The organism is Methylocapsa polymorpha (genome assembly GCF_045689225.1).
GTDB classification, from domain to species: domain Bacteria; phylum Pseudomonadota; class Alphaproteobacteria; order Rhizobiales; family Beijerinckiaceae; genus Methylocapsa; species Methylocapsa polymorpha.
Window position 1 is genome coordinate 3227706 of the sequence record NZ_CP136862.1, and the last position, 14888, is coordinate 3242593.

A 14888-nucleotide genomic window follows, 5' to 3' on the forward strand; every position below is an offset into this window, starting at 1 on the left:
GCGCCGCCACTCATCCGCGCAAAATAGACTATTCCAGCCGCACCAGGACGCTGTCGGTTGCGCCCTTCGCGTCCATGACCGAGACGCGGGCGAAGCCGGCGCCGTCCGGCGCCCAGCTCGATTGCCGGCGCAAGTTCGGTTCGCCGACGGGCGCGCCATTGACCATCCATGTCAGAGGCGGCGCGCCGCCTTCTGCCTTCAGAGCAAGGCTGGCATCGCCCCGATTGGCCATTGCCGCCGCGCCGCGTCAACCCCAGATCGACGCGCGCTCCGTCCGGCGGGAAGGCGATTCGCAATTGCGGCGTCGCCGCTGCGGCGAAAGTCTTCGGCGCGTCCTTGCGCAAATGCCGCAAAGGCGGCGGCAGCGATGCTGTCCGGCTGACGAGAACATCGGGGGGAGCAGCCGGGAATTCATGCTCGCCGCCGAGCCTGGCGAAAGCGTCGAAAAGAATTGGCGCCGCGGCTTGGCGGCCGATGAGTCCCGGCACGGTCCCATTATCGGGACGGCCGACCCAGACCGCGATCGTGTGGGCTTTGTCGAAGCCGACCGCAAAGGCGTCGCGATAGCCGTAAGAGGTTCCTGTCTTGAAGGCGATGCGGCCGGCCGGCGCGTTCAAGGGCGGCGGCGCGCCCCGCAGAATATCGGCGACATACCAGCTCGCGACCGGTTCGCTGATCCGGCGCGGCTCGTTTCGCCGGGTCGCGGCGTTAGCCGCTGTTTCAATGAGGGCGGGGACGCCGCCGCCGCGCGCGAGCCCTGCATAGAGCATGGCGAGGTCGCGCAGCCTAATGCCTACTCCCCCCAAGCCGACGGCAAGGCCGGGCGCGGCTTCATTCGAAAGCGCGATTTCGGCCCCGGCGTTGCGTAGCCGCGCGATGAAACGCGCCGGACCGATCTCCGCGAGCAATTCGATGGCGGGCAGGTTCAATGACAATTGCAGCGCGCGCCGCGCGGTCACCGCGCCTTGAAAGTTGAGATCGAAATTCTCAGGCGCATAGGCGCCATAGCGCCTTGGGCGGTCGTCCAGAATGGTTTCAGGATGGGCGATTCCGTTCTCGAAGGCGAGCGCATAGATGAAAGGCTTCAATGTTGAGCCGGGCGAGCGGATCGCCTCGGTCATGTCGATCGATCCGGCGCGCTCTTGTGAGAAATAGTCGGCCGCGCCGACATGGGCGCGGATCTCGCCGCTCCGATTGTCGATGACGAGAATGGCGGCGGAGAGCTTGGGGCCGAGGCGCGTCGCGCTTTCTTGCGCCAAGGCTTCGAGCGAGGCTTGCAGCCTGGCGTCGAGCGTCAGGCGGTGGATGCGCCGCTGCGGCGCGCGCCGGATCGCCGTTTCGCTCGCATGGGCGGCCAGAAATGGAAATGGCTTGCGCGCCGTCGGAGCCGGCTCGCGCTTGGCGGCGTCGCGCTCGGCGGCGGTGATGAGCCCGCGCGCGAAAACCCGGTCGAGGACGGAATCGCGGGCCGCGCGTGCGGCGATGGGAGAACGGTCCGGCCGCCTTGTTTCCGGCGATTGCGGCAAGGCGACAAGGAGCGCGGCCTCGGCGATGGACAGGCGCTTCGGCTCATGGCCGAAATAGGCGAGGCTCGCCGCTCTCACGCCTTCGATATTGCCGCCATAAGGCGCGAGCGCGAGATAAAGATCGACGACGCCGGCCTTGCCGATCCGCTCTTCGATCTCAATGGCGTGGACGATCTGGGCGAGCTTCGCCGCTGCGGATTTTTCCGCGCGAGGTTCGAGGAGGCGGGCGACCTGCATGGTCAGGGTCGAGCCGCCCGAAACGATGCGGCCATGGCTCGCGAGCTGCAGCGCGGCGCGATCGAGCGCGAGAAAATCGACGCCATTATGCGCGGCGAAGCGGTGGTCTTCATAGGCGATCAGCATGGCGAGGAAACGCGGATCGACGTCCTGCGCCGCGATCGGAAGCCGCCAGCGTCCGTCCGCCGTTGTGAAGGCGCGAAGCAGCCGGCCTTCGCGATCGACGACGATGCTCGAACCTTGGGTTGCGGCGGCGAGATCGAGCGGACCGAGCGACCGCATGTAGTGAAGCCACGCCCCCGGAATGATCAGGCCAAAAATCGCCAGGGCGAGGGCTAGAAGCGCGAACCGCGGATCTGGCTTCATGTGAAGCCTTTCATTTGGGCTCCGCGATGTCGATCGCGCCAAAAGCGGTTCGGCCGAACCGCTCCGGGCGATACATGTCCTCGATCGTGGCTGGCGGCAGGACATAATGGCCCGGCGTGACGGCGCGCACGATATAGGCCAGGCTGAAGACCGCCTTCTCCTGGCCGTCGCGCGCGAAGGCCGCTATGAAACGATCGTCGCGGTATTCGGTGTGGATGGGTTCGACGGATTTCTTGAGCCAGGCGAGAGCCTCGGTCGAGCCGCCTTCGAAAAGTTCCGGATTGTCGATCTCGAGCCCTGCGGGCAAATGATCGACGAGGAGAAGCCGCGCGAAGGCGGCTTCATATTCGGTGACTTTCAGGGCGACGACGAAGCGGTCGTTCTGCTTGATCGCGCCGGGATCGACCTTGTCGCCCGCCAATGTGTAATAGGCGCGTTCGATCTGATAGCCCTGTTGCGCGGCGGGCTCCTTGGTCAGAGGATTGCCGGAGGTCGTCACCGTGATGCGGGCGGGCGCCTGACCCGTATTGGCGATCGCGACGCTCCCTTTGTCCAGCGCGGCGGCGCGCCATGTTCTGTAGAAGGCGCCTTGGTGCGGGACGCCGCCAACCGACAAGTCGGCGGTCACGGCCTCATTGGCGAGCGCCTCGGCGGCGAGGACCATGAAGGCGTTTTCCTGCGTGTTCGTCATGGCCGTCTTGGCGCGGGCGTCCTCGACGATTTTCGATGCGCGGAAAATTTCCGCCGTCGGCATGGCGGTCTCGACGGCGAGCGCGAGAAGCCCCGCGCCATCGCGCAGCCGCGAGCCGTAATCGGCGCTCGAATAAAGCGGATTGCCGATCGTGCTCAAGCGTTCGGTCGCCTTGGAAAAGACCGCCGAAGCGCGGCCGCGATCGCCGAGCAGCGCAAGCGCGGCGGCGAGCTGGGCGCGGGCGAGCGGGCTTTCGAACTGATCGATCTTGGTGTCGGCCAGATAGCGCAGATCGCCCATGACGGGACGGCCGTTGCGGGCCAGAACATAAGCGGCATAGGCGATCGAGGCCCCTTGGCCCGCTTCGACATCATTCGCATTGGCGACGAGATTGCGCAGCCGCTCGAGGGCGGAATCGAACCGTCTTTGCGGCACGTTGAAATTGCTTTCGCGCGCGCGGGTGAGAAAATCGGTGACGAAGGCGTGCAGCCACATGTCGTCGGCATTGTCCGCAGACCACAAGCCGAAGGCGCCGCTCGAATCCTGACGCGCGAGCACGCGCTCGATCGCGTCGCGAATGCGCGCGTCGACATCGGGGTCGATCCCGAGCTGCTCGGCTTTCGCAAGCTTGTTGACATAGAGGAGCGGCAAGGCGCGGCTGACGAGCTGCTCGGTGCAGCCGTAAGGATAGCGATCGAGCGCCTGCAGAAGGGCAGGGACGTCGATCCCGGCAAGAGACGAAACAGCGACGGAGACCGCTCCGGTTCCCGGTATGAAGTCAGCGACAAGATCATTCGAGATCGTGAGGCTCGTCGTGGGCGCGAGCGTGCGCACCGTCCGGCGATAAAGCTCCGACGTTCCCGGCAGGACGTTGAATGCGACCGTCTGCGGCCCGTTGAAATCCGGGCCGCTTAGCTTCAGATCGATCTCGGCGCGGCCGAGCCCGGTGGCGGAAATGGGGATCGTCACCGATTTGCGGGCGCCGGCGTCGAGCCTGATTTTTCGGCGCGGGGCGTCGCCCGATGTGGAAACGCCGCCGCGCAGACCGAGGTCCAGAAAATAATCTCCCGGCCTCCCTTCCACATTGTCGATCTGCACATGGATTTGCGAGCGGTCGCCGAGGGAGAGAAACCGTGGCGCCGTCGCCAGCGCGACGACGGGATCGCGAACGATCACTTCGGCGCTCGCGCTGCCGACCTTGGTCTTTGTCCAGGCCGTCGCCATGACGCGCAGGGTTCCATTGAAGGCGGGCAGGTCGAAGGTGACATTCGCCTTGCCGTCGGGGCCGACCTTGACGACGCCCGAGAAACGCGCGAGCGGCTCCTGCGTCGGACGCTCCGAGCCCAGATCCGCGCCGGCGTCGCCGCCTGAGTGGATCGCGCCGCGCGTCCCCTGCATGCCGTCGATCAACAGGCCGTAGAGATCGCGGATCTCGGCGCCGAGCTGGCGCTGTCCGAAGAAATAGTCGCGCGGATCGGGCTGCTCATAATGGGTCAGACTGAGGATGCCGACATCGACCGCCGCGAGGGTGATTCTCGCCTCCTCGCCGGGGTTCAGACCCGTGATTTGAACGGGAATCGTCAAAGGCCCGCGCGGCCGCGCCTTGGCTGGGGGATCGAGCTTGACGTCGATCTTGTGGGCGTCGGCGTCGATGGAGAACCAGGCGAGGCCGATGGCGCGACCGGGCATGCGATTGGCCGCCTTGTCGAGCGGGCGATGGGCGAGCGCCACGACATAGGCGCCTGCGCCCCAATCGGTTGAGACCGGAATCGCCTTGACCGTATCGCCCTGGGCGAGATCGAAGGTCCTCACATCACGCACGGCGTCGCTGACGATTGCGATCATCGCCGCGCCGGCGAAGCGGGAGGCGATGCGCAAGCGCAAATCCTCTCCGGGCTTGTAATTCGTCTTGTCGATCGAGACGTCGAGAAGATCCGGCGTCTGCGCGCTCGCCTCGCCCGACCAGCCGCTTTCGAAGCTGAGGCTCGTCGGCGCGTCCGAGCCATTGTCGCTCACAAGATCGAGCCGGTATTTGCCGAAACCAACGAGCGCAGAAATCTTGGCGGGAGCGTTGACGTTGAGGTCGATCGTTCCGCTGGCGACGCGCTTCGACGATTTCACCTGTTCGAAATTCCACCGGCCGTCGGACCGATACCATTGGTAGTCATTGCTGATCCGATATAGCGACCAGGCGACGCCTTTGCGCGCGACGCGGGAGCCATTGGAGTCGATCGCGATCACGTCGAATGTCGCAGCCGCGCCCTCGCTCAAATTGGTGAAATTCTTCTTGACCCCGATCAGTCCGCCTTTCGGCAAGATCGGCAGGACCAGCGCGCGTTCGACCGCGCGGCCGCCGGGCTCGCCGGCGCGCAAGATGATCTTGGCTTCGAGCGGACGCGGCGCGTCGACTTCCGGAATAGGCGCGAGCACCGTCGCCGCGCCTTTGGCGTCCGTCGTGACGCTCTCCTCGAGATCGTTGCTGATCTTTTCGAAATCCTCGTCTTGCAGTCCTGCGACATAGCCCTTGAGAGCGGGCAGGCTCGCTTCCTCGGCTGGACGGATTTCGACGCTGCCGGTGATTTCGAGATTTGCTCCAGGCGCGCCATAAAGATAGCGGGCTGCGGCGGCGATCTCGACGGGCTGGCCGGCGCGCACAGCGGCGGCCGCGCTTTTAAGCGAAAAGTCGAGGCGTTCGGGAATGTAATCCTCGACGAGGAAGCTTGCTCGCCCGATAGGCTCGGCCTTCGGGTCGGCGAAGGCCTCGATGCGCCATGTCCCCGTGGGAACGCCTGACAGCAAGGGCAAGTCAAGCGCCCGCCCGCCATCGCCTTGGTCCTCGACCTGGACGCGCCTGTATTCGACGCCATCAGGGCGTTTCACGACGAGCGTGAGGGGCAAGGCGAGACGCGCGGCCCCCTTCCCATCGCGCAGGAGCGCGGTGATGAAAACCGTCTCGCCCGAGCGATAGACGCCGCGTTCGGCGAAGACGAGGGCGTCGAGCGCCGCCGGCGCCTCGCGGCCTTTGACGCCCCTGTCGGTGAGGTCGAAAGCCGTTTGCTGCAGATCGAGGAACCCGTAATCCCCTTTGCCGTCCTCGGCGACGAGAATGCCGGGGGCCTGCCCGCCGGCGCCGCGCGAAAGCCCCGGATCGAAATGGATGTGTCCTGCGCCATCCGTGCTTGTTTCGGAAAGAATCTCATTGTCGCGTGCGATCAGACGCACCTTGAGTCCGGGCAGCGGCGCGGCGCTCGCCAGCGAGCGGATGAAAACATGGATTCCGTCCTTCGCGCTGAAGGCCGTGAGGCCGAGATCCGAAACGATGAACCATTGGGTGGCGACCGTGCCGCCGCTTTCGTCATCGCCGTCGCCGGCGAGCGATTGGCCGTCGGCCGGTTTCGCGGCCATCACATAGACGCCGGGCTCGAGCCGACCGACCGCCTCGAGCACGGGGAAGGCGGTGGTGACGTCGCGATTGAGCTCGGGGCTGACGTCGAGCGTCCCAGACCAGATCTTGGCGCCGTCGGTCTCGATATATTGCTTGATCCGGTAGGATGAGAGTTGCGCAAGAAAATCCTCGGAGCGGACCGTCGGCAAGAGGTTTCGATCGCCGATCCTCACAATGTCCACGGCGATCTTTTGCGTATTGACGGAGACGACCGGGACGCCTTCCTGCCCGACGCGGGGCAAGACGTAATTCTTGCCGGTGAAATGAACCTGGGGCGAACGATCCCGGACATAGATTTCATAGTCGGCCGGCCGCAAAAGCGCTTCGCCGACCGAAGAGGGCAGGCCCTGGCGCAGGATGATCTTATAAGTCTCGCCATGCTTTAGGCCTTCGACGCAAAGCTGCTGATCTTCGGTCGAGATCGCGCCGTTCGCGGCGCCGGACACTGCGACGAAGGGCGCGAAATCCACTCTGCCGCGAGCCAAGGGTTCTGAGAATTGGAAGCAGACCCGGGGCGAGGCCGACTCGTTGTCGACCTTGTAGTCGAGGATGCGAAACCCGTATTTTTCGCGTTCGTCCTGATAGGTCTTACGCACCGTGGCGACATCGGCGAGATCGAGGCTCGCGCGATAGGCGTTGAGCGACAGGCGCCACATCTCCCGCTTGGCGTAAATTTCCCCGAGCCAAGCCAGGGCCGCGGCCTGGTCGGGCTTAGCGGCCGCGCGTTCATAGGCGATATAGGCCGCCGTCGTCCCGTTCTGCTGGAGCGCGTAGCTATCGCCGCTCGCGATCGTGCGGGAATCTTCCGAGGCTGGGATCGCGGCCCGCGAATAGGCGAGCCAGGCGCCGGCGTCCTTTGGATTCGCCGCGATAATGGCGGCGAGGGGCGCGATCGCGTCCTTGAAATTTCCCCGCGAGATGGCCTGTTGCGCGTCCTTGCGCAATTGAGCGAGAGGCCGCTGGGCGGAGCCGCCCGCATCCTTGCCAATCTGCTCCTCCAGCCGGATCGCGGCGCTCGCCAGATCCTCGCTCGTGAAGCTCTTTTGCGCCTGCGCCGGAGCGGCGAAGAAGCTCAGCGCCAAACCCAACGCCAAAAGGATCGCTCTCATCGCATTCTCCCGTCGGCGCCGGATCTGGCGACGCAAACATTTGAAGATAATTAAATTAGCTTTGACAATGCTGTATTTTCGTCAAGATAATTTGACGCTCGTCAAGGGCATGCTCAAGTTCGCAGAGCGCCGCGCATCCTCGTCGAAAAGTCTGTCAATTTTTGAAAATATCCTCTACCGCGCATCGAAGGCTTCGATCTCGGCGCTGGCCTGTCCGGCCAAAGTGCGAAGCTCGGCGTCGGCGAGCGCTCCGGCAAGGGCGTATCTGGCGCCCATTTGCCGCCAATCGATCGTGCTGGATGGAAAATGCCCGACCTGGTGAAAGCCGGAGGCTCCGGCGTCCGCCGCCCTTTCGACGCAAAGCGCAAGGGAAACATCCGTCGGCTTTGTGTAGAAAAAGCAGAACATGCGATCGGTTTCGCTCGGCAAGACTCGGAGGCCGGCGAGCCGCAGGCCTGCGCCCGAGAGATTGGGCAGGACGAGCGCGGTCTGACGCTGTCCGACGGCCGCCTTGTCCGATATGGCGGCGGCGGGTTTCGTGGTTGCGGTCGAGGCTTGGGGCGCGAAGGATTGCAAGGCTGCGACGGTCCTGCCGACGAAAATAGAATCCGAGTCCACGGGCGCCGGCAGATGGTCGCTCCGCGCAATCAGCGCGCGATCCGGCGCATTGATGCGATCGGCGAGGAGCGTCGCGCCGATCGTCGCGATAATCCCGCTCGCAAAGGCCAAGAGGAGAAGGCATGCTTGCCTGTAGCGCCATGGCGCGTTCGCGGCGCCGCCGCCCTCGGCTTTTCCGCCTGCGGCGAAGCGCTCCTGCCCGGACAAGAGCTTGCAGGGAAATCGGCTTCGGCTTTCCGGCGGCGCGAACGACAGGAATGAAGGGACATGCTCGGCTTCGACGCGCGCGAACGCCGCGCGGATCGTTTCATTTTGGCGCCGCCATGATTCGACCCGCGCGGCGTCGGCGGGCGAAGCGGATAGGAAGCGCAGAATGGCGTCGCGTCGCGCCGGCTCAACCTCGCCATCGACAAAGCCGTGCAGGTCTTCATCGCTGACGGGAGGCAGGGAGCCGGTCAAGCCTGTGACTTTCTATTTCACGAGCCGCAAATGAGCCGGGCGTAGCTTGGCCTTATGCGGGGGCGTTACGATCGACAGAATATCGCCGAGCGCCGCGCGGGCGCGCGACAGCCGGGCGAGCAAAATAGGCCGAGAAATCTTCAACACCCGCGCCGCCTGCGCGTAGCTCAATCCCTCTAGGGCGACGAGCAATAGCGCCTCCCTTTCCTCGAGCTTCAAGCCGCCGAGCGCGCCTGAGAGCCTGTCGCGGGCGGAGCAAAGGTTCGGCATTTTTTCCGCAGTCCGCGGTCCTCCGGCGTAAAAGCTTCCCTTTTCGACTGCAGCGCTTGCACCGAGCTTCGCAGTGCGGAGCGCTTCGCGGTGCATGTCCGTGATAAAGGAGTAAAGATGAATATTGAGGTCAGCCCGCCGGCCGGGAATGCCGCCCTCGAGAGCGCGCCGCAAGGTCGCATGGACGAGGTCGTCGGCAATTTCGCTCGGTCCGGGATGGCCTGTGACAAGGGCTCGCGCATAGCGGCGAAGCCGCGGCGCGCTCAAGTTCAGATCGTCTCGCAAATTCACTGTCGCGCTCCTCATCAGCGCCTTTACCGGCCTTTTGGTGCGGCCGCCCCCCTGAAATTGACAATATTAGAGCGCGGCGACCTTTCTGCCTATGGCGGAAACAAAATTTCGCGTCCGCCAACGCTCCTTTTTTCCAGGGCACTTCTATCCTGGGCTACCTTGCGTTAAACACGCGCACCCCTTAAACGCGGCTGATGCAGCGGCCGTTCCCATCGAACGCATCCCTATTCTCTGGTCCGGATCGAGAATGACGCAACCGGAAATCATGACGCCTGGACTGAAGACCTCTGGAATCCTCACTGGGAAGCGCGGCCTGGTGATGGGCCTCGCCAATAACCGGTCCATCGCCTGGGGCATCGCCAAGGCGGCTCATGAGGCTGGCGCGGAACTCGCCTTCACCTATCAGGGCGAATCGCTTGAAAAGCGGGTTCGGCCGCTGGCGCAGGAGCTTGGCGGGAAAGTTCTCGGTCATTGCGATGTGACCGACGCCGCAAGCCTCGACGCCGCGTTTGCCGAGATCGAACGCATCTGGGGAAATCTCGACTTCGTGGTGCATTGCGTCGCCTTTTCCGACAAGGACCAACTGACCGGCCGTTATGTCGACACGACGGCGGAGAATTTCAGCAATTCGCTGTTGATTTCCTGCTACTCTTTCACGGCCGTCGCGCAGAGGGCTGAAAAGCTGATGCCTGACGGCGGGGCGATGCTGACCTTGACCTATTACGGCGCCGAAAAATGGATGCCGCATTATAACGTCATGGGCGTCGCGAAGGCCGCGCTCGAGGCGAGCGTGCGCTATCTCGCCGCTGATCTCGGCGCGCGGAACATCAGGATCAACGCCATTTCGGCGGGGCCGATCAAGACGCTGGCGGCCTCGGGGATCGGCGATTTCCGTTACATTCTCAAATGGAACGAATATAACGCGCCGCTACGCCGCTCGGTGACGATCGAGGAAGTTGGCGAGAGCGCCGCCTTTCTGCTCTCGCCCATGTCGCGCGGCGTCACCGGCGAGATCCTCCATGTCGACGCCGGCTATCATGTGGTCGGCATGAAAAACCCGGCCGCCCCGGATATAGCGGTTCTCGGCAAGGACTAGATCCGGGCCGCAAAGGCTCCCGCCGTCTCTGATTCAAATATTTGCCGGAAGCGGACGCGTGGCCCTACGCAGGGTTGCGCTCGCCCTTTTTTCAGGAACGGCGCGTTGGAGGCCGGCGGCGTTCATTGCCCGTTCAGTCGGGAATCGAAACAATAGGCAGGCTCGGAACCGCCATCCATCGATTGCCCGCGCCCAGGATTGAGATGAAACGCGCGCGCTCGAGCCGATTTTGTTGCGAAAACGCTGCAGTTCCGAACTTTCGGTCCCATTCGCCTCATTATCGACCTCTCAATGATTTCAAATAAATCGCAGCGCTTGTAAGGACGAGCCTAATGGCGAGTTCGCATTTTGTTTTGGGAAAAGGAGCTCAAGGGTAGCCTCAGTTTTTGCGGCGCGCCTTGCAGGATTTCCAAGGGCGACCATGTGTGTCGGAGTGTTAAGAAATCCTGGTTAGCGTTTAAATTGGCGGATCGCGCTGATTTATCCAATGAATTTTGCCCGCTGACGTCAGATGAGGGCGGTCACGATTTATCGAATCGACAAGAGACGCTGTCTAAGCTCGATCGCCGAGCCTTTCGGCGAAGTGGCGGCTCGGGAGTGCGGCGAATCACGGACCTCAAATCGGGATTGTGAAATTTTTTCCATGGCCGATCAATATAGATAAGGTCTAGCTAGCTTCATAAACGGAATTGAATATGCAGCATCGTTTGGCGACCGCCAAAGCTTTACCGGCGATTGAAGAGGGCTCCGGCTTGAGCGCCGATTCAGGCGCGGTCTTGCTCGGTCCGGCGCGGCCGGACTTGATCCGCGACGAATTGCTGTGCGAGCTTTTCGCGGCGACCGTCGCCGCGCGGCCTTCAGCGATCGCCATGGCGACGCAGGAGGGGAAGCTTACTTATGCGGAAGTTGACGCGAAAGCCGAGGCTCTCGCCCGCGGCCTGATCCGCAAGGGGCTTCGTCCGGGGCGGGTCGCCGGCCTCTGGATGGCGCGCGGCCATGAACTTCTGATCGCTCAGATCGCCATCGCGAAGACGGGCGGCGCTTGGCTTCCGTTCGACGCCGACGCGCCGGTTGAACGCATCTCCGTCTGTCTCGGCGACGCCGAAGCCCTCGGCATTGTGACTTCCGCCGCATTGGCGCCGAAGCTTGCGGGTCTGGCCCCATGTCCGGCCTGGACCGCGCAAGACCTCATTGATGCAGCGGACGACAGCCGAGTCGACGCGCGGGCGCTTGGCGCACGGCCGGAGGACCCGGCCTATCTCATCTACACCTCGGGCTCGACCGGAACGCCGAAGGGGATCGTCATCTCCGGGCGCAATATTTGCCACTATCTGCGCGCCGCCAACGAAATCTTTGAAGTTCGCGCAAGCGACGTCGTTTTCCAAGGCGCCTCGGTCGCCTTCGATCTATCGATGGAGGAGATCTGGCTGCCCTATCTCGCCGGCGCGACGCTTTTTGTCGCGACTCCCGAGATCATGGGCGAGGCCGAGAAGCTTCCCGACGTGCTCGAAGCCAATCGCGTGACGGTGCTGGACACCGTACCGACCCTGCTCGCGCTCCTGCCGCGCGACGTCCCGACCTTGCGGCTCATCATCCTCGGCGGCGAAGCCTGCCCGTCGGCGATCGCCAATCGTTGGTGCAAGCCGGGGCGCAGGATCTTCAATTCCTACGGACCGACCGAGACGACGGTCGTTGCGACGGTTGGGGAAGTGCGGCCCGGCGCCCCGGTCACGATCGGGCGGCCGATTGCAAATTATTCCTGCTACGTCGCCGATGAGCATCAAGCCCTCGTCGGGGCGAATGTCGAGGGCGAGCTTCTCATCGGCGGCCCTGGCGTGGCCAAAGGCTATATGGGCCGCGACCAGCTCACCGCCGAGAAATTCATCGCCAATCCATTCTTGGCCGGGGCCGCCCCCGAGGATGCGCCAGATCCGATCTTGTACCGGTCCGGCGATGCGGTGACGATGGATTCCAATGGCGATCTCGTCTTTCACGGCCGCATCGACGATCAGGTCAAGATCCGTGGTTTTCGCGTCGAGCTCGGCGAGATCGAGGCGAAGCTCACCGACCTTCCGGATGTGTCGCAGGCGGCCGTCGTGCTGCGCATTGACGATGGGCTCGAGCAGCTTGTCGGATTTGTCGTCCCCGCGTCGGGCGCCGAGCTTGAGACGCGCGCCTTGCGCAGCGCTCTGCGCGCAAGCCTGCCTCCCTATATGGTGCCGGCGCGGTTCGAGCTGATGGAGAGCCTGCCGCAGCTCTCCTCCGGGAAGGTCGACCGCAAGAGCCTGAAGCTTGTCGCTTTGACTGCGAGCGACGCAAGCGAGGCCCAGGAAGAGCCGCGAACCGAGACCGAGGCGAAGCTCCTCGCCGCGGCGAAACGCGTGCTCCCGCCGCAGAACATCCCTCTCGACGCGGATTTCTTTACGGATCTCGGCGGTCATTCCCTGCTCGCCGCGCGGTTCATTTCGCTTGTCCGCGAGACGCCGGCTTTGGCGCGCGTCACCTTGCAGGATGTCTACACAGCCCGTTCGATCCGGGCGCTGGCCGAGCTTCTCGATCGCAAATGGGGACATGGCGCGACAACGGAAGATCTGTCGTTCGCGCCGCCGCCCTTGCTGCGCCGCTTTCTCTGCGGCCTCGCCCAGGCCGTCGCCTTGCCGGTCATTCTTGCGCTCGTCACCGCGCAATGGCTCGGCGTCTTTGTGAGCTACATGCTTCTGACCGGCGCGGACGCCAGCTTCGGCGAGGAGGTCGCCTCGCTCATCGGCGTCTATATGTGCATCAATATCGCAACCGTGGCCATCGTCATCGCGGCGAAATGGCTTGTGATCGGCCGCACCAAGCCTGGCCGCTATCCCTTATGGGGCGTGTATTATTTCCGCTGGTGGCTGGTGAAACGGTTTCTTGGCCTCGTCCACATCAAATGGTTCCAGGGCTCGCCGTTCATCAGGCTCTATCTCGCCGCGCTGGGCGCGAAGATCGGGAAAGACGCGATCATTGGCGAGATCGAGCCGGGCGCCGTCGATCTCATCACCATCGGCGCCGGGGCCAGCATCGGGTCCATCGGGAATTTCGCCAATGCGCGCGTGGAGGGGAACGAGCTCGTCATCGGCTCCATAGAGATCGGCGCGCATGCCTATATCGGGTCGTCCTGCGTGCTCGAGGATAATGTCGTCATCGGCGAGGGCGCCGAGCTCGGCGACCTCACCTCGATCAGCTCAGGCGGCCGCGTCGGCGCCTGGGAGTCCTGGGACGGTTCGCCAGGGCGCAAGATCGGCAAGGTGGATCGCGCCGAATTGGACGCGCCTTCGGTCGCCTCAAAGGGCCGTCGATTTGTCATGACGGTGATTTATGGGGCGTTGCTGCTGGCGATCCCGCCGCTCGGCCTGCTGCCGATCTTTCCGGCGTTCTGGGTGTTTGACCGGATCGACGATTTGATCGGCGTCGCCGATGTCGATCGCATGCTCTACATGGCGTCAATTCCGGTCATGGCTTGGCCCACGTCTTTCGTGATGGTTCTCGTCACCGTCGGCTTCATCGCCGCGTGCCGCTGGGTGATTCTGCCGCGGGTGCGCGCCGGGACCTATTCGGTCCATTCCTGGTTCTATTTGCGCAAATGGGCGGTCGCACTCGCAACCGAGATCACGCTGGAGACGCTGTCGTCCCTCTATGCGACGGTCTATATGCGCACGTGGTACCGGTTGATGGGCGCGAAGATCGGCAAGGACGCGGAAATCTCGACCAATCTGTCTGGCCGCTATGATCTCGTCGAGATTGGCGAGAAATGCTTCATCGCCGATGAGGTCATCCTCGGCGACGAGGAAATCCGCAATGGCTGGATGTATCTGAAGGGCGTCAAGACCGGTCCGCGCGTCTTTGTCGGCAATAGCGCCGTGGTGCCGACCGGCGCGGAAATACCGGCCAATGCGCTGATCGGCATCAAATCCAAGCCGCCCGCCAATCATCTGATGAGCGAGGGCGACACCTGGTTCGGCTCGCCGCCGATCAAGCTGCCGGTCCGGCAGACATTCGACGTCGGCGGCGCGAACTGGACCTATGAGGCCCCGCGCTGGAAGAAAATCGCGCGCGCCTGTTTCGAGGCGGTGACGATTTCACTGCCGACCATGTTGTTCATCACGTTTGGAACCTGGGCCGTGGAATGGTTTGCGCGGAGCGTTCTCGAAGGACGATACTTCGAGATGCTCGCGCTCTTCACGGTCTCCTCGGTCGCCATTTGCCTTGGCCTGACGCTCGTGGTCATCGGCCTGAAATGGATCACCATGGGACGTTACGAACCGCTGGTGCGGCCGATGTGGTCCTGGTGGGCGATGCGGACGGAGGCGGTCGCGGTCATCTATTGGGGAATGGCCGGCAAGGTGCTGCTCGATCACTTGCGCGGAACCCCGTTCCTGCCTTGGCTCATGCGCTTGTTCGGCACGAAATTCGGGCGCGGCGTCTATATGAACATGACGGACATCACCGAATTCGACTGCGTGAGCGTCGGCGATTTCGCCGCCCTCAACGAACTCTGCGCCTTGCAGACGCATCTCTATGAGGATCGCGTCATGAAGGTCGGAAGAGTCAATGTCGGCAAGGGAGTGACCGTCGGCGCCGGCTCTACGGTCCTCTACGATACTCTTGTCGCCGACTATGCGCGGCTTGGACCTTTGACTCTGGTGATGAAGGGCGAGCACATCCCGGCGAACTCCGAATGGGTCGGCGCGCCCGCAGAGCCGAAGCTCGCGCCGCCGGAAATCGCCGAAAAGGCGGCGGCCTAGAG

Annotated in this window: 5 protein-coding genes and 1 pseudogene; 2 read left to right on the forward strand and 4 right to left on the reverse strand. The window is 63.6% G+C overall.

Annotated elements, in window-relative coordinates:
• Positions 1-28: 28 nt before the first annotated feature.
• The 4 genes and pseudogenes from pbpC to RZS28_RS14945 form a co-directional block, all read right to left on the reverse strand.
• A pseudogene (gene pbpC, locus RZS28_RS14930) lies at positions 29-2129 on the reverse strand (penicillin-binding protein 1C).
• 10 nt (positions 2130-2139) lie between these two features.
• Positions 2140-7374, reverse strand: coding sequence for an alpha-2-macroglobulin family protein (locus RZS28_RS14935; protein WP_407338531.1), 5235 nt, complete (start codon positions 7372-7374; stop codon positions 2140-2142).
• A 174-nt stretch (positions 7375-7548) separates the two neighbouring features.
• Positions 7549-8451, reverse strand: a complete 903-nt coding sequence (locus tag RZS28_RS14940; RefSeq protein ID WP_407338532.1) for an anti-sigma factor family protein — start codon at positions 8449-8451, stop codon at positions 7549-7551.
• A gap of 12 nt (positions 8452-8463) precedes the next feature.
• Complete coding sequence (locus tag RZS28_RS14945; protein WP_407338533.1) at positions 8464-9012, reverse strand: sigma factor-like helix-turn-helix DNA-binding protein; 549 nt, start codon at positions 9010-9012, stop codon at positions 8464-8466.
• A 247-nt stretch (positions 9013-9259) separates the two neighbouring features.
• Between RZS28_RS14945 and fabI the strand changes: the two genes are divergently transcribed.
• A complete protein-coding gene (fabI, locus tag RZS28_RS14950; RefSeq protein WP_407338534.1) occupies positions 9260-10108 on the forward strand; it encodes an enoyl-ACP reductase FabI in 849 nt (282 codons plus the stop codon).
• Positions 10109-10803: 695 nt separating this feature from the next.
• Positions 10804-14886: a Pls/PosA family non-ribosomal peptide synthetase gene (locus RZS28_RS14955; protein ID WP_407338535.1), complete on the forward strand. Its 4083-nt coding sequence runs from the start codon at positions 10804-10806 to the stop codon at positions 14884-14886.
• Positions 14887-14888: the final 2 nt, after the last annotated feature.